Source organism: Klebsiella sp. K-Nf6 (genome assembly GCF_002806655.1).
GTDB classification, from domain to species: domain Bacteria; phylum Pseudomonadota; class Gammaproteobacteria; order Enterobacterales; family Enterobacteriaceae; genus Klebsiella; species Klebsiella variicola.
In genome coordinates, this window is record NZ_PIBN01000012.1 from 125,918 (window position 1) to 150,150 (window position 24,233).

Genomic DNA, 24,233 nt, shown 5'->3' on the forward strand with positions numbered 1-24,233 from the left:
CGCGAGTGACTTGGGTGGCAGATGTCCAATGTAAGTTGAAAGGCGCTTATGGTTTCGAAGAGATTTATCCTTGTTATAATTATGGATAATAAACGTTCTTAAACATATATATGTATAAAATCATGAGAAAAGAAATCATATCTTCTTCAATTATTTGGCATGCAATATCCATTCTTTCCGTTACGTTTAACTTCATATAGCATTTCATCAGCCTCTTTGATCCACTCGATGATTGATTCTTTATTTTCTGCACAAGAAATACCGATACTGACAGTACAGTACATATCTTTGTGGGAAGGCAATGAAAGATCTTTAATATTTTTTTGAATTAAATGAACCATAGCTATAACAAGCTTGTTATTACTGTTGTTAACAATAATAGCCAACTCATCGCCACCAATCCTTGCTGGCACGTCCTTCACACCAGCGCACTCTCGTAATATTGTTGATATACGAGATAACACCGCATCGCCTACTTCATGACCATAGGTATCATTAATTTTTTTAAAATTATCAACATCAATGAGCATAAGATATGAATGAATTCTTTTTTTACGCGTCGCACGAAAAGCACTTTCCATTTTCTGCTCAAAAAAACGGCGATTTGGAAGATCTAGACCAGGATCCATCAGGGCCTGCTTTTCCAGTAACTCCCTTCTTTTCCTCAACTTTATAGATAAATGTCTTGAAACTACACTCAATACAATGGGATAGCAGGTTGCCAAGGGTAAAGAAAGCAATACCGTTCGGGTACTGAATTCAATCGTATATCTGAAATCATTTGCTAACCAAACTGTCAGGAAACTAATCATCATACACGTTAATGCTGGTTTTAAAATTTTCCATCCACCAGCAGCATAGCGATCAGCTATTTGAACTGAAATTATGAATAATGATGGAATTGGACTAACTTGCATTACGGCTATCCAGATACCAGCCCAGAATGAATCAAGTATCATATTCTTTTTTTCAGTACCCAGCATATCCTTCGACATCATGCTTGCCAGATAAGCAACCGATGGCCAGATGAGTGCATTAAGAATTAACAAGGCTATTGTTATTTTTTGATGTGACTGCTCCTGGAGGACAGAGTATATAGGGAGAAAGCAAAGAACGACACCTATCTGACGTAAAAAATATACTCGTTTAATAAACGATGAATTTCTATCAGAAATGTATTTTTCATCCGGGAAATTTGTTAACATAGAAAGCCTATTAAAAATCGCTAAGAACCGATATCACTACAACCCATTAAATAACAAGATAAAACCGCCCTGCATTACAAATTTATAACATAGGTGTAAAAATTACAAGATTGCACCTCAATTAATTATCAACGTGTCAATAATAATATTTAGCATCCATTACCCTGAATCTATCTTTATGATTTCTATCTGATGGAAAGTAATACTTTAGTTTTAAATCCTTAAACATGAAAACCCAACAGGATTTAGCACTATTGCATTATTAATTTTGGTAGGTTATTAAAAAACGACACAACATCTGACCAGTAGAAGTTTACTTGAACTTACTTATCGTTTACTTCAAATTATTCTGTGATGTACACAGCAATTAATGTCGTTTCAGTTGCCCCCGGCAAGTGCCTCCGGGGGATTTTTTATGCTCCTCAACTTTCTAGGGCGTCAACTCGCCTAAGCAAATCCTGTACCACGGTCACCAAATCGGCGATGATTGCCGTGTAATCCACATTCATCACGCTGAATTTTTCGCCATCAATCTCCTGCTCGATGCCGAGGAAAGTATACAGATCGTCAGCTTTTTCAGCCTGCTGGGCGATAAATCCACGCCTCCGGCGCGTTTCACCCTTCATGTTGAACTCGCATACCCCCAGCGCGTTAATGCGCCTGGAGGCACCTTCCCGAGATTCCGTAAAATCCTCTTTAAGCCGCACGTCTGAGCCGGTGGTCAGGACGTCCCCTTTGCCAGTGGAAATGGTGCCGCCAGCACGGAAGATCCATGCATCAGTTCGGCCATAACCATCGAGATAGACAACCGCCCTGTGCTCCGAACCCACAGACTCCTCAACATAATAGTTTGCTACCGCACCACGGGCATCGCCAAAGCCGCCACGCCCTTGAATCATCGACTGGAACGGTGCGCCGGTGATCAGTTGTCCATTCGCTGGATTGCTCGGGGCAACGCTTCTCGCCATGAGTGCTCCCCAGGCGTATAGATGCTTTTTACACATAAAGGCCCCTTCGAGAGTCAGCTCACCTGCTACGTTCTCGATAAGCCGTGTTGTGTAATCGGCGGTACTATCGTTGAAATGAAAGTCGATGTATGGCGTACTCATCGATAGCTCAATGGCCTGCGCAAAATATTTCCCCGCGCTGATGTTGCCCGGAACAGCCAGATTGCCGGCGCTATCGACCCCCATAATCTCCGTCTGGGTATCTTCAGGGCTGATGGTCGCCTTATTTCCTTTCACCACGCTGAAGCGCGTTCCGCTGCCCACCATCAGCTTCCCGTAGGTGCCTGATTTTTTGACCAGTCCAATATCGTTGTTCCTGCCAAGAATAAAACCGGCATTATCGCTGGTTATAACCTGCGAGCCGTCGAGGTCGTTTCCTCCAGTGAGTTTTGCCAGTGCGTTAAGATCCGATGCCTTCGCCATCCCGGCTATCGCCGGTACGGTCACCTGCTTTCCGGTGCTCGGGTCAGTCAGGGTGATATTGCCGCTGCCGGTCAGGGCCATCGACCAGCCCTCCACCACACTACGCCAGAATGCAAATGCGCTGGCCAGCTGGTTAGCAAACGACGAGGTGCTGGCGGTTTCAGCGGTAATAATGCCGTAACTGGCACCGGAAAATGCGGTGGTGATATTCCGGGTCAGCGTCAGTTGCGTGTCGCTGTCCACAGATTTGATCGCATACAGGTCAGCACTACCGCTGCGATAGACCACCAGAATCGACCCGGGCAGTATCCCCAGCGCCTCCTGTGACCATTTTGTTGTCGCACCTGTCACCCGTGCCTGCGACGCTGCACCCGTGACGGTGCCGACTTCATACATCGCCATAATAAAGTTCCTCCTGGATGGTTTTCCCTGGAAAAAGAAAAGGCCCCTGGCGGGGCCTTTGTTAGCTAAATGAACTGCTGTCCGTTCGGAAGGCGGTTGCGGTGATGTTCTCGACTGTGCAGGTGTAATCAATCGCGGCATTTCGACCTGTAGCCTTGATAAAGAAGCCGACATTGTTGTAGTCAGCATCCAGGCGCGCGGCAAACCGCAATTCAAAGGCCGTGGTGCCAGCTGTGATATTACCGGCATCGACGAAGATACGGCGGGTTACCTCCTGCCCACCAATGTTGAACGTAATATCAGAGGTATACCCCAGGCCACTGCCCGTCCCATAGGTCTGGCACACCAGGGTGCAGGCCAGAACCACTGTCATGCTATACCCCCTGTTCTGATACGCACCGTTCCGCTGTACCGTCTGGTTGCGGCGGAAGGTCAGGCTGTCGTAACCTTTTGCCACCGCAATGTCACCGATGAACGCATCCGCCTGGACAGTGCCACGGAACACGCCGCTATTCGCTTCGACCCTGCCACGAACGATCACGTTATTGAACTGCGAAGAGCCATCCTTGGCGATACGCCAGCCTTGCGACCCGTCAACAAAGTTATTCGAGCGGATCTCGTTGCCGATCTTCGCGTTCGTGATGGAACCGTCCGCGATTTTGGTTGAGGTCAGGGAACTGTTTTTGATACGTGCCGTATCGATATACAGTTCATTGCCTTCGGCAATCATCACCGGCACTGCCGTCGCATTGTTACGGTTAAACAGCGAGAAGCGGTCGGCGTAGAGGATCATGTCGCTTGTTTCACCATTGCTGCCCAGCGTAATCCCCGCGCCAACATTCTTCCCGTTAACCGTCTCAACCTTCATCGACCACAGCGAACTCACCGTACCATTCACATCCGCCACGGTTTTAGCGGTGTTTTGAACGGAAGCGCTGAGATCCCCGACACTGGATGTCAGGGTCGTCTGCTGCGTTGCCAGCGCCTCCAGTGCCGTTGCATGCGTCTGCTGGGTACTGGTGATACTGGCCACCGATTTAATCGTGTTGTCCAGCGTCGTCTGGTTTTTGATGTTGGCGGCCGCCTGCGCGTCAATCTGCGACTGAAGCGAGGTATTCAGGCTGGCCTGTGTGCTCTGGCTGTCGCTCAGCGTCTTCGCCATGTTATCGACGCGGGAGTTGGCGTTATCCACTTTCGTGGCCAGTGCCGTCTGCTGCTGCGCCTGGGCAGTGATTTTCCCTTCGGCATCCGTTACGCGCGCCGTCAGGCCGCTCACGGCACTCGCCGTCGCGTCTGAGGCATCCTGTGCCGCTTTCGCATCGGTAACATCCGTGATGACCAGATCGTCGATATACAGTGAATAGCCAGGGGTACCGTTGCCGGTGGCGCCACGGGTGGAGATCCAGACCACCGCGCGTGTTCTGCCTGCCCCGTTGTTACTGGCGATCCCCGTGAATTTCACCCACTTATCGCGCGCGCCCAGAGAGGCTTCGCTGACAGTGACCGCCGCCTGCCAGGCATTTTGCCCGGCAGCATTCTGCGACTGGATACCGACCAGCGTTGTCCACCCGGAGGAGGGTGCCTGATCCGCCGGCATCATGGCCCAGAACTCAAACCGGAACTTCGCGTCCTCACGGACTGACTGCCAGGTGCCAAGCTGTTTATCGCTGTTGCCGCCGTTGTTCTCATCCCGTCTCAACTTCAGGCTCTTATCGCCGGTGAATTTCTGAGACGCCACCACAACGGCGGTGCCGCTCCCGCCCAGCACCTGGCCATCGCTGTAGCTTTCAAACGTACCGTCAACCCACGGATTAGCTCCCTGAGTGCGGATGGTATTGATGGTGCTGGTCAGCGACGTGATGCTCTGCGACTGGCTGGTGATGGTGTTTTCCACCTGGCTTACGCGACCGGTCAGTGAACTCACCGCGGACGTGTCAGCCTTTTTACCCAGCTCAGTATTCATCGTGGTCAGGCTGTTCTGCAGACTGGTGAGCTGCTGCGACTGCGAATCCAGTTTACCCTCGGCAGACGTCATCCGGGTGGTCAACCCGGTGACAGCGCTTTGCTCAGCTTTCTGACTGACCGCCGCATTCGTGACGGCCAGATCGCCGCTGAGTTTCGTCAGCTGCTGCGCCTGGGTGGTGATAGCCCCTTCAGCAGCGGTGACGCGGGTATTCATCTGAGAGATGGCCCCGGCATTAGCCGCGATATCCTTTTCATCCGTAACATCGAGGACATGGAAATCATCAAAATACATTGCCCCCGCGCTGAGGAAGGTTGTCAGCTGGAAACTGGCCGTCGTGGTCTTCGTGGCTTTCCAGTCAAACGTTACCAGTTGCCAGCCAGAACTAAACGGTCCGTAGTTTGAGCCGACCAGCAGGCCAGTGCTGTCGGCCACACGAAACTTCGTGTTACCCGCATCTTTAATCGTGGTCCCCGAGTCCTGCTTCGCCCATACCCCCATGCGGTAGGTACGGCCCTGCGTGATACTGATTTCCTGTCCGACCAGGTTCGACTGGCCGGCGGACATTTTCAGCGCCTTGTTACCCGAGTGCGGAACCTGTAAATCGGCCACCGTCGCGGTACTGCTCCAGCCGGTAAAGCCCGCCGCGCCGCGCTCAAAACTGCCGTTGACAATGAGGTTGCCCGGCATTTTCCCGCTGGCGTCAATATCCGCTGCCGTCTGGCTCAGGCTGTTACTCAGTTGCGTCAGAGAATCCCCCTGCGCACTGAGTGTTTTGCCCTGCTCCGTGACCTGGTTCTGCAGGGTGTTCATCGCGCTTGCGTCCGCTTTTTTGTTCACGTTCGCATTCGTCGTGGCCAGATCGCTGCTGAGTTTTGTCAGCGCGCTGTTAGCTGCCGCGATGTCATTCCCCTGCTGCGTCACCGTGCCCTGCAGCTGCGTCACCGCTGTCGTGTCAGCCTTTTTACTCACCGTATCGTTTGTCGACCGGAGGCTGTTCTCCAGCGAGGTGGTCCGCGTGCCGATGCTGCTGAGCGTATCGCCCTGCTGGCTAACCGTGGTGGTCAGTGAATCCACCGCTTTTGCAGTCGCATCTGCGGTTTTCTGCGCACTGTTCGCCGCCGTCACGTTACGCATATGCCAGTCGGCAGCGTACCAGACGGTGCCGAACGGGCTGCTCTGATTAACCTGCAGGAACGGCCGCAGCAAGCTGGTATCGGATGGCACCGTAAAGCGCCAGGTGGCTCGTTTCCACGCGGAGGTGGTCCTGGTGTTGCCCCCGGACGCTTTCGCTCCGATGCCACCGGTGGCGGTAGTGGCCCGACCGATATAGAAGTTAAAGTCAGCACTGCCGGTACCACACGCTACCAGAGCAGACATTTCGAAAACGTCGCCCGGTGTCACGGCGATGTTGTTGATTTTTGGCACATGGTCTCGCCCGGCCAGCCGGACGGCATACCTGAACGGGCAGTCAGCCGGCACACCATCGGCGGTGGTCTCCACCACGTCATAACCCATGCGGTCATACTCCGGATCAAATGACGGGTTTGGAATGTAATCATCCCCGGCAGCATTCCCGGCGTTCACCGCCGCCGTCAGGCTGACGATGTTGCTGTTGGCTGCCGTGAGGCCTGCCTCGGTTTTCTCCACCCGGCCAGTCAGCGCGTTAAGCGCCGTCTGATCCGCTTTGGTGTTGACCTTATCGGTGGTGCTGCTCAAATCGCCCTGCAGCTTCGTGATAGCCTGCCCCTGGGAGGTGATTTTGCCTTCCGCACTGGTGACCCGGCTGGTGAGATCACTCACCGACTGCGCGCTGGCCTTTTGTGCCACGTTGTTGTTGGTGGTGTTCAGGCTGTTCTGCAGATTCGTGATGCTCTGAGACTGCGCGGTCAGTTGCCCCTCGGCATTCGTCACCCGACTGGTGAGGCTGTTAATGGCCGATGTGTTCGCGGTAATACCGCTGGCCGCATCATCCGGACTCGGTGACCAGTCGGTCATCACGGTCCCGGTTTCCAGCTGAGGGCGGCAGAGCCAGACTTCTTTGTCGGCAGACGTCGCGCTTTCCAGACGCGCGGCAATCAGCCGTTTGGTGCCACTGGTGGCAGGAATAACCCATTTAACCCAGTAACGCGCCCATGCGGTGGTCAGTTTCGTGACCGCCTTGCCGTCACCGGCCCCGCCTTTAACGCCCTGGCTGGTTTCCGTGGTGGTGGTGTTCGACGGGTTATAGAAATAACTCGCCATCTCCTGCCCGTCATAAGCCCCTTTCGCATAGAAACTGAATACAAATTCCGTACGCCCGGTAACGTCCAGCGTCTGTTCATCCAGCTGGGTATAGCCGGATGCACCTTTCGCCAGCCGGGTGTAGGCCACGCGGTCGCCCAGATAGGTTTCTGTGGCGTGGCGGCTGCTCCATCCCTCCAGAGTGTCCGCATTGCGGATAAGATTGGTCCCGCCCACGGCCAGGGAGGAAAAGTTGTTTTCCAGGTTCGTCAGCGCGCTGCTTTGCGTGGTCAGATCCCTGCCATGCTGTTCAACGGTGTTCTGCAGGCTCTGCAGCGCCGTTGCATCAGCCTTCTTCGCCACATTGCTGTTAGTCGTATTCAGGCTGTTCTGCAGGTTGGTCAGGCTGTCTCCCTGCGATTTCAGGCTGCCTTCGGTAGCCGTCACGCGGGTCGTCAGATTCGTCAGCGCGCTGGCATCGGCCTTGCCGCTGATATCCTTACCAAGTTGCGTCACATCCGACTGCAGTTTCGTGATCGCGCTGCCCTGAGACGTAATATTCTTCCCGTTCTGCGTGACTGACGCGGACAAACTGGAAAGCGCCTGCGCATTCGCATCGGCGGCATCGAGCGCCGCTTTCGCATCGGTCACGTCAGTGATGATCAGATCATCAATCAGGAAGGCGTCACCCAGGCGAACTTTTGGTGTATTCGGGATGGAGATCCTCACCATTGCCTGTTTCAGCGCGGTTCGGTTGTTGGTCAGATAGCCACTGACTTTTGTCCAGTTGTCCACCGACAACTCGGAGACTTTCACGTTCAGGCCAGGCCACGACCAGCCATTGGCAGAATCCTGGAAGGAAAATCCGAGCACCATATAAACGGTCGGATCGGCGGTCGAGCCAGCCGGCAACTTAACCCACGCCTCCACGTAATAGACCGCGTTATCGCGAACCTGCATGCCTGAAAAGATATGGGTATCGTTATTATCCGTCGCGTTCGGGTTGTACTCCGTACTGCGCGTAACACGCAGGCTTTTGGTCCCGCTGTGAGCAGCTTCACTGGTGATAACGGCGCGGGCATTACTGAGAACATCGCCGACGGCATAGGATTCAAAACTGCCGTCCGGCAGTACGTTGGCTCCCCGTGTCGCCTGCTGCTTCAGCGATGTATTCAGGCTGGTCAGGCTGTCGGCCTGGCTACGGATATCCTTTTCAGTCTGGGTAACCCGGTTGGTCAGTGAACTGACCGCCGACGCATCAGCCTTCTTCGCCACATCGCCTTTGACCCCTTCCAGCGCGTTATTCAGCGCCGTGATGGATTGCCCCTGCGATGTCAGGGTGTTCCCCTGGTTCGTCACCGTCCCGGTCAGAGACGAAACAGCATCGCTGGTCGCCTTGATGTTGGTTTCATCGGTGATATCAAACACCCGGACGGAATCGAGCCAGATTTCACCGTTTGTCGGATGAGAATAAAGTTTGAAGTTCTGCCCGTCCGCGCCGGCAGCCGTCAATCCGGTTTCCCAGGTAATGGTTTGCCAGTCAGTGGTCAGCGTGACCGTTTTATCCTCATACGTACTGTCCGTCTGGCCGATTTTGTTCTGGCGACGGATCAGCAGACTCATCGCGCCGGAAATACCTTTGGCCTTCACCACCACCCGATACTTGCGCTGGCCATTCAGTGGCACCGGCTTGTTGTTGTTGGAGAAAATGCCCGGACTGGTGTTAGTCGTCCGGTTCAGCCGGACCCCCGCTTTCCCGTCTCCGAAGTCGCCAAAGGTCACACCGGCTGGATACTGAATATCCCAGGCCGTGCTGCCCTGCAGAAAATCAAAGTTCGGGATCAGGTTGTCGCCGGCGTTGCGGGTGGCCGTCAGCACATTCGCCAGATTTGTCAGCTGCTGGCTCTGTGTGGTCAGTTTCCCTTCCGCCTCTGTCACCCGGTTATCGACCGAAGTCAGTGCCGTTGCATCGGCCTTCTTCGACACATTGCTGTTGGTCGTGTTCAGGCTGTTCTGCAGGTTCGTCAGCTGCTGGCTTTGTGAGGTGATGGCCCCTTCCGCTGTGCTGACCCGGCTCGTCAGTCCGGTAACGGCGCCGGCGGTGGCATCGATGTCCACCCGGTCGGTAACGTCAGTGACGTAAAAATCATCGAAGTAGCGGCTGCCGCTAATCAGATAGTTACTCAGCGTCACCGGCAGGCTGGCTGTCTCCGTCGCTTTCCAGCGACCGGAAATCAGGGTCCAGTTTGTCCCCACCGTACCGCTGTTGTATGGACGCTCAAAAACCGGCTGGCCGGCAGAGTTGCCGATCCGCAGCTTGTTGTTCCCCGCGCCATTATCCGTCGTCGCTCCGGGTTCCTTGACCCACACCCCGATTTCATAGGTTCGCCCCTGAACAAACGGGATGTATTGCCCCGGAGTCACATTCCCCGGATCAACCTTCAGCGCCCGCGTCCCGCTGTGAGGAACGGAAACCTCCACCACACTGGTCGCGGTTGACCGTCCGGTGTAACCATCCAGCCCGCGTTCAAACGAGGGATTCACGACCAGGTTACCCGGTATCTGCCCGCTGGCATCGATATCTGCCGCGACCTGCGAGAGGCTGTTCGACAGGTTCGTCAGCGAATTGCTCTGGCTCTCCAGCGTTTTGCCCTGCTGCGTCACTTTCGTGTCGAGCGTGGCCAGCGCTGTCGCATCGGCTTTCTGCGCCAGCGCTTTATCGGTATTCGCCAGATTTCCGGTCAGTTTCGTGATGGCGCTGTTCGCAGCAGTCAGGTCGTTGCCCAGCTGTGTGACGGTATTGGTCAAATCCTGCACCGCTGTCGCATCAGCCTTTTTGGCCACTGCGGCATTGGTGGTTGCCAGCCCGTTTTCCAGCTGAGTTGTCCGGTTGCCGGTCGAGGTCAGCAGATTACCCTGTTGCGTCACGGTGGTGGTCAGGGAGTCAACCGCCGCCGCGGTGGCATCCGCAGTATCCTGAACCTTTTGCGCCGCTGTCACATTTCGCATATGCCAGTCCGTAACGAACCATACGGTGCCATACGGGCTGTTCTGCGAGATCTGCAGGAACGGGCGGATATAACCCCTGTCCACCATCGCCTGCGTGACCTTGAAGCGCCAGGTGGTTCTCTGCCAGGTCGCGGAGGGTGATTTCCCGCCCCCCGCCATGAGTGGCGCACCGGTGCTCGTATCTGGCCGAACCGCGGTGCCAACATACAGATTAAAATTCGCCGTGCCGGCGCCGCAGGCAACCAGTGCGCTGATCTCAATCACATCGTTAAGCGTGGCCGGGAACGCGGCAAAGTTAGGATGGTGATCCCGGCTGGCAATTCGGGCCGCATAACCATACGGGCAGCCCGGCGGGACCTCCTCAGCCGTCGTGGATACCACGCTGAACCCCATCTGGTCATACGCCGGGTCAAACGTCGGGTTGGGAATTAAATCCCCGCCTGATGCGTTTCCGGCCCGTACAGCGGATTTCAGCGAGGTAATGTTGGCGTTAGCAGCCGTCAGCCCGGATTCCGTCTTCTCCACTCGTCCGGTTAGCGAGTTCATCGCCGTCTGATCCGCTTTGCTGGCCACGTTCGCGTCTGTCAGCGTCAGCGCATTCCGGAGCTGGGTGATGTTCTGCGAATTGCTGACCACATCGTTGCCAATCTGGCTGACATTCGAGCTGAGCACGCCGGCTGCGTTTGCCAGCGCGGAAACCCCGAGACCGGAGTACATCTCAGCAACCTTGTCTGACAGCTTCAGGCCCAGGTTGATATACGCCTGGCCGGTCCACTGATTCACCAGAAACTCAACGGTGTTCCAGCCGGCTTTCAGTTCAAAACTGACGGTATTCCAGCTGGCGTTACCCCAGGCGACCTGAACCCCATTCACAAATATGGCGCCGGTATCATCAAAAACCCTGGCGCCGGGCGCCAGTGTGATGGTGGTATCTGCGGCCACTTTCACCTGGCAGGAATACAGCGCGATCAGATAGCTGCCGGCGGACGTAAAGTCCAGTTTGGCCGCGTCGGCCACCTCATCCACGACCGTTGGCGCCACGGCGCGAACATCGCTGAATGACGGGACTGTCCCGGCGTTAGCCAGCTGCACAGGATAGAGTCGACGGGACCAGCGATTCGGCTGGCCATTGACCAGTTGATTCGACAGGCTGGTGATGCTGTCAGTATTGCTGCGAATATCCTGCCCGTTTTGCTCTACCTGCTGCGTTAAGGCAGTGACCGCAGCCGCTTCGGCTTTCTTCGCCAGCGCGGCATTTGTCGTGCCCAAATCGCTCGTCAGTTTCGTGATGGACTGACCCTGGCTGGTTATCCTGTCACCCTGCTGGGTAACAACAGACTGCAGCCCGCTCAGCGCCTCATTCGTACCAGCCAGGCCCGTTTCCGTCTGGCCAACCCGGTTAGTGAGCGATGTTAACGCGGCGCCCTGCGATGTCAGCGTGGCGCCCTGTTGCTCAACTTTCTGCGTCAGGGACGTCAGCGCGGCTGCATCGGCTTTTTTCCCGAGGCTGGTTTCCAGGCCACCGATACGGCTCGCCTGCGCGCTCTGCTCTGTCGTCAGAGAACTCAGTTCACCAGAAACAGCAGCTTTGTTGTCGTTAAACTGCGTCTGCAGGGACTCTCTGGCCTTAACTTCCGCCGAGATGGCGGTAACGCGCGCAGTTTTTTCCTGGTACAGCAGCCCGGAGGTGACTTTCTCCAGGTCGCTCCCATCATAGGAGCCACGCATCTGCGCCGCCAGCGTGCTGCGTGCCTGCGCTTCGGCGGTCAGCGCGTTACTCAGCGTACTGCGCACATCCTGCAAAGCAGCCGTACTGGCGCCGGGTGCTGGCCGGCCAACGGCGATCCAGTCGAATTCGATAAAGTTGCTGGCATCCTGCTGGTTCGTCAGGTCCAGGCGAATACGATCAATGTTCCCTGTCCACGGAATATCACGCACCGTCAGGGTTGCCACCCCATCGGCATATTCCGGCTCAGCAACAATGTATCGCTTCGTGTTATTGAAGTTTTCGCCGGCAGACACCCAGCGGATCTCACCAGCCCAGACTGGTTTGCCGGTTTTACGAAAGCGCAGCATGATGAAGCGGTACGCCGCACCATCGACAGCCAGTCCGCCAGGAGAGGTAATGTACGGATCGGTGGCGCTGTCCGCCGGGCGTAACCAGCCATCCTGTGACACACCCGGTACGCCGGCGCTGCCGGTCCAGCCCTCGGTCGTCTGATTGTTGAAATGCCAGATAACCTGCGAATCGAACTGGATATTAGCGCCGGCAGCGAGGCTGGACATTTCCCGCGCCAGATTTTCATCGGCGGTCTTCATCACCTGAGTCAGGCTCTCGATACTCGCCTCAATCCCCTGCGTTGCCGCCAGCAGTTCATCAGCGGCCTGTGACGCCTTCGCGTTAACATCGGCGATACGATCCGCGGTCTCCTGCTTCACCGCATTGGTCAGCGTGGTGTTGACCTGAGACAGCGACTGCTTCAGGCCATTTTCGGCAGTCTTTATCTGCGCATTCAATGCGGCATCGCCGTCGGCCAGCGTTTTGCTGACCCTGGCAATCTCCAGGTCGATGGTGGCGTTGATTTCCGCAGCCGTATCGGTGACTGACTGTCTTACCTGGGTGATGCTGTCGGTCAGCGACTTGTTCACAGTTGCGATCTGCTTGTTCGCATCTGCGACGGCGGATTTTGCCTCCTGAACGCCTTTGTTTGCCTGAGCCAGACCAGAATCGAGAGCCTCATTGACCGAGGTGATCTCATCCGTGATGGTTTTATTCACGGCGGAGATCTTCCCGTCAACATCAGCAGTGATGCTTTTCGCCGATGCATCAATATCCTGGCTGACCTGATTCGCCTGGTCTGCGGCTTCCTTACGCAGAGCTTCAGCGGTCTGCTCCAGTTCCTGCTGCGTATTGCGGATACCTTCCTGCGTTTCGCTAATGGTGCGCTGCGTTTCCTCCCAGGCAGCCGTATCCTTGATCGCGTCGGTCAGGTTTTCGTAGTAGTCATCAAAGTTATCGCTGGCCATCCCCTGGACCCAGCCGGTCCACGGACTTTCATTGCCAAGACGATCCACAAGGCGCGCCCGATACCAGAATTCTGCGCCCATACTGAGGCCCATCTGCTGATAGCTTTTCCCCGGATAGGCCACGTCTGATAACGGCATCGGCGCACTACCGTCCTGATTTTTGCTGTACTGCAGTTCGGTGCGCAGCGTATCCCCGGAGCCGGTCGGGAACTCCCAGCTAACCTGGACCCCATGAACCAGCGAACGGGTTGCCAGCGCCAGCGGTGCCAGCGGATCGCCGACCTTGCCGGTCAGGGTTTTCTCTTCGGAATACGCCCAGCCGCTCGAGATCTCCGCCGCATTTATCGCGCGGACACGAACCAGGTAACGACCGGCATAAATGCCGCTGACCTCAAACGAGGTGGTCGAGCTGCGCGGTACATTAATCCAGTTCCCGTCGTTACGGCGCCACTGTGCCTCATAGGCAATAGCACCGCTGACCGCTGACCAGTTAACCTGCATCGTTTCGACGCTGATCCCCTGATTCACGACCGAGCGGGATGTGATGACAATATCGTCAGGAGGTGACTGGTTGCCCGCCGGCAATACGCTAACCGGGCGCTGGTCGATAATAGCGCCGGTATCGATGCGGGCGAATTTATCCGGGTCATGTGCCACGCCGGTGATCGTGAGGGTAGCATCGCTGTTCTCTTTTACCCCTGTAACCCGGTACTGCTGCAGGAAGAGGTCATCGGATTCAACGGCCCAGACGCATTCCCGTTCTGGCGTCTCACTGTACGCCGTTGTGACCGTAATCTGCCGGCGTCCGTTAACAGCCTGAATAGTCCGGCTCTGTGAGCTCCCGGAAGGCAGATTTAGCTGGAGGCGGTCGCCAGGTTTGGCATCCACATCACGATCCAGCGTAATCACCCGGCCATTCACCGCGCTGATTCGCCCGCCGTTGACCCGTCCAGCCAGCAACTCATCCGCCAGGGCAATGATATAACCGGGTTGAGGAATGCGACCGTCCAGCCCGACATCAATTTCGACCATGCGGTCCTTATTGTTGGTCAGTATGCCCCACAGCCCCTTACGGTGGGCTTCGCTCTGGCGCGTACAGCCAATCGCCGTCATTTCGAGCTGGTTAAAACTGTAGCGGGAAACCAGTTCCGGGATAAACGCCGGCTCCATTGCATCAGCATAAGCATTATCCGGATCAGACCAGGAAACCAGGGCGTTGGTGTACCGAACCTGGCTGCTGCTGCTCGAATAACGGGGTTTGCCGACAATATTGGCGCGCGTATAGGTAAAATCGACATCACGCGGCATATCAGCCTGCACAACAATCTGCTCACCGTTCCAGCAGGTCATGCCCCGGAAAATGGCGGCAAAGTCTCGCAGCACGGTGTAAGCATCGTTGCGTTCCTGGACATAGACATTACAGGTATAGCGCGGCTCCATGCCGTCACCACCGCGCCCGTCAGGAACCAGCTGATCGCAGTACTGTGCAATCTGGTACAGCGTCCATTTCGAAATATTGGCGCTGCTCAGACGATTACCGAGACCAAAACGGTCAGCTATAACAATGTCGTAATAGATCCAGGCCGGGTTATCCGTCCAGGCCCATTTAAACCCGCCAGTCCAGACGCCGGTATATTCGCGGGTTTCCGGATTGTAGTTATCCGGCACACGAATCACTCGCCCACGCGGCTCACAGGAAATTTGCGGAATGGAGCCATTAAACTGGCTGGAGTCGAACTCGATATAAAGCAGCGCGGTGTTGGGATAACGCAGCTTCGCGTCAATCACTTCGGTATAGCTCTGCAGCGTCATCACGTCGCCAACTTTTACACTGTTCGCATCCGGAGAGATTTTACGCAGGCGTAGCGTCCAGGTACTGCCGGCCTGGGGCAGATCAATACGATGGCTCCGCTCATAACCGGAGGTGGTTTTACCCGTGACAGCGGTTTCCAGTACCGTCTGCCAGGCGCCGCCGTCGGTCTGCAGGTCAATTGCATACTTGACGGTATTGCCCACCACGTCGCCGTCATCTTCCTGTTTCATCAGGGACGGCCATTTCAGACGAACACGAACGGCAGAAAGCTGGGTATTAGTAAAGGTATGGGTCCAGGCTGTCTTGCTGGAAACTTCCGCTCCTACACTGATTTCATTTTCAGTACCGGGAATACCCTGAATATAAGTCTGTGCCTGCGTGCCGGGGCGAAATTCCCAGGACACGCCACTGAAGTTTTGCGAACCATCAGCATTTTCAAGCGGGGTGCCATCAAGATAAATATCTTCCCCGGTTAAACCACCTGCAAATTCACCCTCACCTAATGCGAGCAGAATTTTGGCTTTCGCAACGGACTGTAAATCATCCGGCTGTTCCGTCGGTGTACGCTGCTTTGAGCCGCCACCCTTGCGCCCTTTAATTATGTTATTTGCCATATTACGCCCATAAAAAAAGCCACCGCAAGGTGGCCTGAATTGGATGGTTTACTGATTAAAACTTATTGCTGGTCTTCTACGTAAATACCGGCAGATATAATGGCGCCGCCAATTCGCCGTTTGCCATAAAGCAAAGGGACTGGGTATCCCTGAGAGGCAGTGTTCGTCACGCCCCCAAAGGCATAGGACGCTTTATTGTCAGCGGATTCTTTTCGTGCCAGGCCAGCTGGCTGTGGAGAAAGCATCTGAACGACGCCGCCGAGCATCATAGCGCCGCCTCCCATCATCACGTTTACGCCCCACGCCTGGCCGAATCCGAAAGTGGCTATAGCTCCAACCGCAACGATGACCGTACCCAAAATAGTCTGAAGAAAACCGGCTTTTTTGCTGCCAATAATAACCGGTACGATGCGGATCAACTCCTCCCCAACAGGGTAACCTAACTCATCCAGACCAATATTTCGCTTTCCTCTAAAGACAGCAAAAGTTAATCCTTTTTCCTTACTGTGAATCAAGAATTTTTCAAACCCATCTACCGTACAGCATAGCGCTTGCACAGCCTCTTTTGGCGTGTCAATTAATCTCTCGTGATATTTCCCAAACGTTTCCCCAGAACACCACAAAGCTTTATTTTTTTCATACGCCCCCCTTGGAACCAGTAAAAATCGCCAATTAGCGTTCGATATTAAGACAGGTACAGCGACATAAAAAATGTAGATCGATGAAATGTATATCAAAAAAAGCACCGAACTTACCATTTTAAAAACCATTCATTACGCCACGCCGTAAATAATTAAGCGAAAGATAAATCAATAACTTACAATGCAATGTTCTAACAGAATGGTCACCTGCCCTATAATCATCGTCGAATTATTTTAAACTAATGCCCTCGTACATTGAATTTGCGATTACTTTATCTTACACTCAGCCTGCACCATGCTTAATAGGATAAAACAGCGAAAGGGTATCTCTATGCAGAAATGGAAAAAATACAGCATAAGTGTCATTGCGATAATAGCTATATTATACGTTTTGATTGAATGGCCATTCAAACCAGTAAGACTATGCCAGGAAGTCACGGACGAGCAGGCCTTACAAGAAGTACAGGCAGATTTTAATAGATTATTACCTCGCTACCCTTCTGCACAGGAGAAGCTAGGAACTTTAACCCCAGAATTAACATGGGATAAGGTTGAAAGAGGGACGGACACCGCCGACAAGACAATATCGGTACCTTTTACTGCCAGTGGTACCAAAGGAACGATCAATTTCACAGGTATCTACACCTGTGATACTGGTAAAATTGAGTATTCCTCAGAACCTTAGGGCGGTTTCCCGCCCCTGGGAATGCTTAGCGTTTTCCTGAACCAGAAATGTTAATCTGACCGGGCAGTGAAATCTGGTATGGCTTACCAGAGAATGTACTGCCCAAGAAAGTCAAAGACTCAGCTATCGGTCCGCGGAAGTTTCCAAGATTGAAGTCATATGTGTCGTCATACGCTCTGATCACACCATTGTAAGTCCATGCACCATTACCCGTGACATTCAGGGTACCTTCTGTCTGAAGTGTAATATGCCCAAGATAAGCACCAGCGGTAATGCTATCCGTTGATGTATCCCTACTGAATTTAACAGAAACAGGGATCGCGCCAGTGACACCACTGTTTACCAGTTTCATTAGCTCAGGAATTTGTTGTGGTGTAACTTTTAAACCTACATCAGGTAAATTAACAAATCGGGTTTCACCATTACCCCAAAGATAATGTGCAAACGCTGCTCCCGGCGTTACTACACTACCACTCATTTGCTTAAGGTTCATCGAACGATAATCATAATTAGCTGGAGCTGGAGAGCGACTATGAAAAGCGTCATAAACAAGAGTTTTCGGGTTTTTTACCAGATTGGTATCAGCATTACAGAGGTAACGAATATTATTAGCCGCGACCTGAATCGTCATGGGGTCTGAGGCTCCATGTTTTTTAATATATTGAACAAGCCAGTTCAACTGATCCGCACAAAATTTTTCAGACTGATAATAAGGAAGAGTAACTTGTAGAAAAATTTGCCCTTCAGATGGACCAGAAATGGTTGGACTAAACATGCCCCCACCATATGACAGGTTGCCAACAGGAGGGACAGATGCGGTGACAGTCATTGTTTCGCCAGACATAAATAATTCCTCTTTGACGGTTAAAATATCAAAAAAATACTGTACATATATACAGTACAGTTGATATTAAGCCTTGGATAAGCAGGTGTCAATGTTAATAAAATTAAAGTTGTTCATCCCAGAAATGAAACATGTCGAACAATTTTCATTGTTCTTTCAATCCAGTACCCACCATACGGCACGCGCTTGCTGAGATGGCCATATAGGTGATGCAGCAGCAGGTTCCCTTCCAGCAGAATCCCGGCGTGGTTCCACTTATCTGCCTGCACCTGCATGATCACCATATCACCCGGTTGCGGTGGACCATCAAACTCACGGAACCCGCATTCATACCAGCATTCCTGATAAAAATTGTCCGGATACTCCTTTTCCCACCACGGATAATCGACGCGGTAATCGTGCAGCTCGATGCCGTGGGTTTGCCGAAAATAGCTCATCACCAGGCCCCAGCAATCGTAGTGGCCCAGCACGAATGGTCGCTCGAGGAGCGGCAACTCACCACGCGGGTGGATAGTACGGAGATCGCCTTCTGGCAAGCTGATAATATGCCAGGGGAGAAGGGTCGCGTCGCATTGCGCTTTATCCAGTTCGCTCGGCTGGGTGGTGGCATCAGGATGGCTGTGAACAATACCGGTGATCGTTCCCCATTCCTCAACCTCCGCATAATCCTCCGGCGCCAGCACAAAATTATCTTTCGACTCTGTGGCCAGGTTCCGGCAGGGGAAATAACGCTCCGCTCGCCCCCTCTGGGCGACGAGGCCGCAGGCCTCGCGCGGATATTCTGCCGCCGCATGTTCCTGGATGGCCTTAATCGTTTTCTGACGCATATCAGCTCCTGATTAATGAGGTACCGGGGAACCCGCCAAACGGCAGTTCACTATTCTCACCATGACGTAATTTGCAGGCCGTGAGCGTTCCATTGCAGACATCCTGCGACGGGTCATCAACTGGCTGATTGTTCCTGTCAAAATACCGGGTGCCGGCATAGTCGCACCCATTACCACTGCGGTACTGATTGCGGATACACCAGGTGCAAATCGCATGCAGCTGGCGAGTGGGGATCATAATCCCCTGCAGGGCAAACGGGCTGGAGAGAGTAAATTCCACCTTCTCATCGTCTTCATAATGCTTTACGTCAATGAAGAAAAGGCGCCGTTTCTCCTGAGTCTGATCAGCTGAGGCATTCCCGTCCGGAAAGTTCTTCGCATCGAGATACTGTTTTTGCGTGTCGTGGATGACAACCCGCGCCAGAGCCAGATCGTCGTAATGGAGACAGAGCGCGGATATCTTTCCGTCGATGTTCCCTACCCGCAGCGTTGGCTGCGCGTCGTTGCCCGTGGTGGAGGACTCGATCCCTTCGATTTCACATGGCCATGCTTTATATTCCCGCCCCTGCCACCAGATGCTTTTCGCCGGCAGCTTATCCAGGTCGCCGCCAGCGGCGAGGATTTCGGCTGCAGTATGGGGAACGTTATAGCCGTGGAAATACAAAACCTCATCCAGGCCAAACGCCTGACCATCGATCTCCAGGAGACGAACCTCATCGCCTGGCTCTAACTTCTGATAATTCGCGTTAAGGCTCATGGTTTAAATGCCTGAATAAAAGTGGCTGAAAGTGAGTAATTTCCGCCGCCCAGCGGCACCGGTTTATATTGTTCGCAGCGGTAAAGCCCCACCTCTTCCAGAGGCGGGGTCCACTGAAACGCACGGGTGCCGGCATGTCGGTCGAGGAACTGCTTAATCGGACGGATATAGTCCTCCGTACCGACAAAACTCAGCTCCCAATCCTGTGATCGGGTGTTAATACCATCGCCGGATACCTGCGCATACCCGTCACCGAACTGCGCCTTCCGGACACGAAAGTTAACGGTCTGCTGGGGATTAACCCGCGGACTCCAGGTGAATATCTCAATAGCCATCAACGTTGCCCTTTAACTGCATTCCAGACCATCCCGCCAGGGCGCATATCCTGCGCCATCAGCTCCCTGTATTTTTTCTCCACAAACGAGCCGATCTGCTGGCCAAACTGCTCAAAACCAGACGGCGCCTGCGTTGAGGTGTTTCCGCCTTCAATCGTGATAAAGACTTTTGGCCCTTCCGACGCGCCGGCGTTCTGACCACCACCGACAGCGCGTACACCCAGCGAACCATCGCCGGCACGCGTCAGCGGCATGATGGCCTCCGGCCCGGCCTCGCCAAATACGCCGGCCCCTTTTGCGAAAGCGAAGAACTGCGGAGAGTCGTAGACCTGGTTGCTGTATGCGCTCAGCGACGGCGAGTCGTAAACGCCGCCTTTGGCGTTGAACTGGAAGTTACTGGCGGCATTCTGGATCGCCGTCCCCGAGCCTGCGCCCGCAGCGCCCGTGACAACGCTGGTCCCGACGCCCACCACGCCCATAATGGTTTGCATGACGAAACTGGTGACCAGCGCCTGAGCGGCCATATCAACGAGGTTTTTTATGATCGACTGCGTGAGCGAGGAAAACAGATCAGCCATGTTCTCCTTAAAGCTTCTCGTCCGCGTCAGCATGCTCGTCAGGAAGTTGCTTGAGCGCTCATGGGCCGTTTCAAATAACCCGACGGCCAGGCTGTGGAATTCTCCCTGTGATCGGTATAACTCCAGTGACGTCTGATACTGCGCATCGGCGGATTCTTTCGTCGCCTTCTGCATCAGCATTTCGTACTGTTCTTTGCTGATCGCGCTGCCCTGGTAGTACGCCTGCAGCAATGCCTGCCGCTGCGCAAGCTGATTGCGCAGCGAGACCAGTGGATCAACTTCGCCGGCGATATCCAGTGCCGGCGCAGCGATTTCATCGGCATGCGCCTGCAGCAGCTCTTTAGCAGTATCTCTGGCCAGCGTTATTCGTGCGGCCTGGTACTCTTTTTCATCAAGAAGGCGGGCTTTGAAAAGCTCAGCCTGGTCCCGGCTGGCTTCCAGCTCTTTTCGCAGAGTTTCCTGGGCAGGGGAATACTGCGCAGCCAGATCCAGTCGTTGTTTCTGGTAGTTCTCTGCATTCATTAACAGCGCGCGCTGCAGGTCAGCATCACTGGCACCATTTTTCTTCGCCGCTTCCTGCAGCTCCCTGTTGCTATCCTTTTCCTGCAGGTTAATTCTGGCCAGGCTGGACGCATGGGCTTGTTCAATTTGCTGCCGCAGCGTTTTAAACTGGTCGACCTGGGACTTACTGCCTTTCCCCGTGCCGGTACCGCCATCGCCGCCCCAGGGATTTCCATCTCCGGTCTCTTTGGGGGGCGTGCTTAACGCTCCTTTCAGATCGTCCGTAAGGGAGGTTATTTTTCCCGATAAACCCAGCTGAGCCAGTGTTTTTGCATCACTGACTCGCTTAATGTTTTCCTCGGTTTTGCGGAGTCCCTCGTTAACGCTATCGAGATCCGCCCGCGCCCGCGTCTGGTCTTTTGTCACCCCTTCCAGCTGGCCGAAGGGGTCAAACCCTTTCAGGCTACCGATACGACTGTCGGCATCCTGAATCTCTTTTATCAACTGGTTACGCTGCACGACCTGGTTTTCGTACTGATCCTCCAGGTCGAACTGTTTCACATTTAACTGGTTAAGCGAGAGGCGCATCAGCGCTTCACTGGTTTCCACTACAGCATCTTTTAAATCAATGGCTGACTGCCGGGCTTCCTTTGCCTTCTCATGAAAGTAAAGAATGCCTGAGCCGGCCAGCATCGCGGCGCCGAACGGACCACCGATTAAATTTAATGCGCCTCTTGCCAGCCCCACCGCAACGGAAGCCGCGCGGGCCGATATCGACATCTGCCGGTTTGCCGCTGCCAGTTTCAGTTTCGCCTGGCTGGCCAGATTGGTTTGCTCAGTTTCCTGCCGGATAAGCCGGGTAAACTCATCCTGGTAACTGATATTCATCCCGTACTGTTTAGCCGTCCGCTCCATCTGCCGGTAGTGGCCAAACTCAGCGTCGTTCTGTTTCAGGATGGCAGCTGTCGAATCCAGCGTTTTGCGGGCAATATCCGCATCAGCCTGCGCCCGCGCTTTTACCGCCGCCTGGCTTTCCCGCCAGGCCGCGATATTCTCCCGCAGCCCTGCAGTCAGTTTCGTGGATAACACGGGGATCAGGCTGTAAAGCGCCACGCTGGAGACGGTGTTGAAATTGTCTGCCAGGCTGTTCAGTGCCTCCGTGGCAACCTGAATCCCGCTGCGGAGTGGCCCGTTACTGCTCTGGCCGATCTTAATGACCATCCCTTCAAACGCACTGCTCAGCCCCAGCAAATCGCCGTTCAGGTTGTTAACCCTGATGGATGCCTGCTCATGCGCCGTTTTGGTACCGGTCAGGGAAGCGGTCAGCTCATCAAGCTTTGAACGGTTCTGGACCAGGATAGACGCCGCATTCAGGTTCTCCACGCCAAACAGTTTTACGGCCTGGGCCGTGGAGAGATTTTTCCCGGAAAGAGTGGTCAGCGCCTGGCTGAGACCAACCACGGACGGCTTGAGGCTCTTGTCCGTGCCCTTTTCCAGATTCAGGATGACGTTACGCAGCGCCGTGCCGGCTTCACCGCCTTTAATTTCACGCTCTGCCAGCACCTGAATCGCGGCATTCAGCTGCTCAAAACCAACGCCGGCCTGTGCGGCTGCGACGCCACCATTTTTAATGGCAGCCGCCGTATCCACAATCTCCGACGACCCGTACTTCGCGCCGGCGGCCAGTACGTTGATATAACGATCCGCTTCCTGCGCGCTCGCCCCGTACTGGTTTAAGGAAAGCGCCAGCGTTCTGGTCGCATCGGGCAGCGTTGTGCCGGCGGCCTGCGCCAGGATAAGCGCGCTGTTCGTAGCCTTCTGCAGTCCATCGGACGTTTTTAAAAGCTCCGGTTTAGCCGACGCCATCAGCTTTAACGCCTCGGCGGCCTGGCTGGCGCTGTACTCTGTCGTGCGCCCCATTTCCTGCGCAGCCAGATCCAGCGCTTTCATTTCAGCAGCAGTCGCACCGGTGATGGCCTGCAGGTCTGATAATGCCTGTCCATATTGTCTGGACGTGGTGACGATCGTGCCGATGGAAAGGCCGGCTCCTGCCAGCCCCGCCAGCCGGCTGGCCATCCCGGATATCGACAGACCGACCTTCTTATAGGCGTCCTCCGTCTTTTTCGCGTCCGCCTGGGCATTACGGTTAAACCGTCGTGACTGGTTCTCCGCATCGCCATACGCTCCCAGCAGCTGGGATTTAAAACTGGCTGCGTTCAGGTGCAGCCCGACCGCTAAAGATGCGACGTCTGCCATTACATTAATGCCCTCATGACTGCCGCGCATTCATCATCGACCCGGGATGGCGCAGGTGTGGTTTCGGTAGGTGGCGCGTTTTCATCGCCAGGACGGCGGAAAGTGCCCTGTTTCAGGAAGTAGGCTCGCCAGTGGTACAGAGTGTTTGCCGGCAATGCGGCAATTTTGGATGGGTCAGGCTCGCCCCAGCGGTCGGCCAGCCAGAAGATCAGCTCAAGCCAGGGCGAGTCACTCAGTTTTTTTCCGCTTCCTCCAGCTTGCCAATTGCGTGTTGCTTCACTTTTTCCACTGCGGCCAGCAGTTCGGGGTTTTCATGGGCCTTCAGCAGCTCGGCTGCCGTGGGTTTAAATTCATCCGGAATGGCCGTTCCATCCGGCTGAACCAGTGCATCGATGACGATCTGGATGACTTGCTCCGATGCCTCGCGCGCTGCGCCAGCTTTTGCGGTTTCAGCCATTTTCTCTTCGTAGCTGATGAGGTAATCCCCGGTCAGGCGGCGGATGAATACGGTGGCGCCAAATAACTCGGTTTTAATGACGGTTGGCTCCGATTTAAGCAACGCGGATTTCAGCGTGGACAGGTAATCTTTATCTTTCACAGGTAGTCCTTAAAAATAAAAAGCCACCCGAAGGTGGCTGTTTAAAGGTTAAGTTAATCAGGCACCGCCGGAGACAGCGACGGTTCCCCAGGCGATCTTGTTCTGTTTACCCTGAACAGTGATCTGGATGACCTCATTCGCCGGAGCGGCGATTTCATTCATCTGCCACCCGGACAGCGCCAGGAGCATCGTCGCTGTTCGCTTGTTGGGTAATTCGACGTATAACTGGATGGTCTTGCGGGCCTCTGCTGCGTTCAGCAGCGCGGCAAAATCGGTATTGCCCGGATCATCAATGAAGCCCAGCGACTTTTCAGGCCCGTCAGGCAGATCGCTGATGGACTGTTTCTGCTTATCCAGTAACGTGGTGCAGTCGACAAAGCCCCCCGTCTGCCCCATTGCACCCAGCGCTTTACAGTTAATCAGCGGTTTCAGCGCTGACGTGGCAGCGCCAGGCTCTCCGTATTTCACAATGGTGCCCGCCGGCAACATCGCATATTCAGGCGAAGTTTTATCAGCCATGTTTCT

At 54.4% G+C, this 24,233-nt stretch carries 11 protein-coding genes and 1 pseudogene; 1 reads left to right on the top strand and 11 read right to left on the bottom strand.

All coding sequences use genetic code 11. The annotated features are described in order from the left end of the window. Window positions 1-146 precede the first annotated feature (146 nt). The 4 genes and pseudogenes from CWM61_RS19490 to CWM61_RS19505 form a co-directional block, all read right to left on the bottom strand. On the bottom strand, window positions 147-1,205 hold the full coding sequence (locus tag CWM61_RS19490) for a diguanylate cyclase (RefSeq protein WP_023322373.1): 1,059 nt from the start codon (window positions 1,203-1,205) through the stop codon (window positions 147-149). 422 nt (window positions 1,206-1,627) lie between these two features. Then, a complete protein-coding gene (locus CWM61_RS19495; protein ID WP_100631742.1) occupies window positions 1,628-3,037 on the bottom strand; it encodes a tail fiber domain-containing protein in 1,410 nt (469 codons plus the stop codon). Between the two features lie 61 nt (window positions 3,038-3,098). Next, on the bottom strand, window positions 3,099-15,686 hold the full coding sequence (locus CWM61_RS19500) for a DUF1983 domain-containing protein (protein ID WP_100631743.1): 12,588 nt from the start codon (window positions 15,684-15,686) through the stop codon (window positions 3,099-3,101). A gap of 62 nt (window positions 15,687-15,748) precedes the next feature. Next, window positions 15,749-16,326: pseudogene (locus tag CWM61_RS19505) on the bottom strand (tail assembly protein). A 332-nt stretch (window positions 16,327-16,658) separates the two neighbouring features. On the opposite strand from CWM61_RS19505, the gene CWM61_RS19510 reads away from it, so the two are divergent. Then, window positions 16,659-17,012: a YebF family protein gene (locus tag CWM61_RS19510; protein WP_100631744.1), complete on the top strand. Its 354-nt coding sequence runs from the start codon at window positions 16,659-16,661 to the stop codon at window positions 17,010-17,012. Window positions 17,013-17,037: 25 nt separating this feature from the next. On the opposite strand, the gene CWM61_RS19515 is transcribed toward CWM61_RS19510, so the two are convergent. From CWM61_RS19515 to CWM61_RS19550, 7 genes are all read right to left on the bottom strand, one after another. Then, window positions 17,038-17,856, bottom strand: coding sequence for a lipid II-degrading bacteriocin (locus CWM61_RS19515; protein WP_106426819.1), 819 nt, complete (start codon window positions 17,854-17,856; stop codon window positions 17,038-17,040). Between the two features lie 113 nt (window positions 17,857-17,969). After that, window positions 17,970-18,683, bottom strand: coding sequence for a C40 family peptidase (locus tag CWM61_RS19520; protein WP_100631745.1), 714 nt, complete (start codon window positions 18,681-18,683; stop codon window positions 17,970-17,972). Between the two features lies 1 nt (window position 18,684). Continuing rightward, window positions 18,685-19,440, bottom strand: coding sequence for a phage minor tail protein L (locus CWM61_RS19525; RefSeq protein WP_100631746.1), 756 nt, complete (start codon window positions 19,438-19,440; stop codon window positions 18,685-18,687). Beyond that, window positions 19,437-19,775, bottom strand: a complete 339-nt coding sequence (locus CWM61_RS19530) for a phage tail protein (protein ID WP_017880254.1) — start codon at window positions 19,773-19,775, stop codon at window positions 19,437-19,439. Before CWM61_RS19530 ends, CWM61_RS19525 begins: the two co-directional genes overlap by 4 nt. Continuing rightward, entirely contained in the window at window positions 19,775-23,110 is a 3,336-nt protein-coding gene (locus tag CWM61_RS19535; protein ID WP_100631747.1) for a phage tail tape measure protein, read from the bottom strand. The genes CWM61_RS19530 and CWM61_RS19535 overlap by 1 nt, the downstream gene beginning before the upstream one ends. Window positions 23,111-23,342: 232 nt before the next feature. After that, entirely contained in the window at window positions 23,343-23,708 is a 366-nt protein-coding gene (locus CWM61_RS19545) for a phage tail protein (protein WP_014228914.1), read from the bottom strand. A 57-nt stretch (window positions 23,709-23,765) separates the two neighbouring features. Next, window positions 23,766-24,227 (bottom strand): hypothetical protein, encoded by a 462-nt coding sequence (locus CWM61_RS19550; protein WP_023328090.1) that lies wholly within the window; start codon window positions 24,225-24,227, stop codon window positions 23,766-23,768. Window positions 24,228-24,233 lie beyond the last annotated feature (6 nt).

What these genes read in the sequence shown, in the direction of transcription:
- CWM61_RS19510 (WP_100631744.1), top strand. Translation starts at nt 16,659, where the DNA reads ATGCAGAAATGGAAAAAATACAGCATAAGTGTCATTGCGATAATAGCT.
- CWM61_RS19530 (WP_017880254.1), bottom strand. Translation starts at nt 19,775, where the DNA reads ATGGCTATTGAGATATTCACCTGGAGTCCGCGGGTTAATCCCCAGCAG.
- CWM61_RS19550 (WP_023328090.1), bottom strand. Translation starts at nt 24,227, where the DNA reads ATGGCTGATAAAACTTCGCCTGAATATGCGATGTTGCCGGCGGGCACC.
- CWM61_RS19490 (WP_023322373.1), bottom strand. Translation starts at nt 1,205, where the DNA reads ATGTTAACAAATTTCCCGGATGAAAAATACATTTCTGATAGAAATTCA.
- CWM61_RS19515 (WP_106426819.1), bottom strand. Translation starts at nt 17,856, where the DNA reads ATGTCTGGCGAAACAATGACTGTCACCGCATCTGTCCCTCCTGTTGGC.
- CWM61_RS19500 (WP_100631743.1), bottom strand. Translation starts at nt 15,686, where the DNA reads ATGGCAAATAACATAATTAAAGGGCGCAAGGGTGGCGGCTCAAAGCAG.
- CWM61_RS19520 (WP_100631745.1), bottom strand. Translation starts at nt 18,683, where the DNA reads ATGCGTCAGAAAACGATTAAGGCCATCCAGGAACATGCGGCGGCAGAA.
- CWM61_RS19525 (WP_100631746.1), bottom strand. Translation starts at nt 19,440, where the DNA reads ATGAGCCTTAACGCGAATTATCAGAAGTTAGAGCCAGGCGATGAGGTT.
- CWM61_RS19535 (WP_100631747.1), bottom strand. Translation starts at nt 23,110, where the DNA reads ATGGCAGACGTCGCATCTTTAGCGGTCGGGCTGCACCTGAACGCAGCC.
- CWM61_RS19495 (WP_100631742.1), bottom strand. Translation starts at nt 3,037, where the DNA reads ATGGCGATGTATGAAGTCGGCACCGTCACGGGTGCAGCGTCGCAGGCA.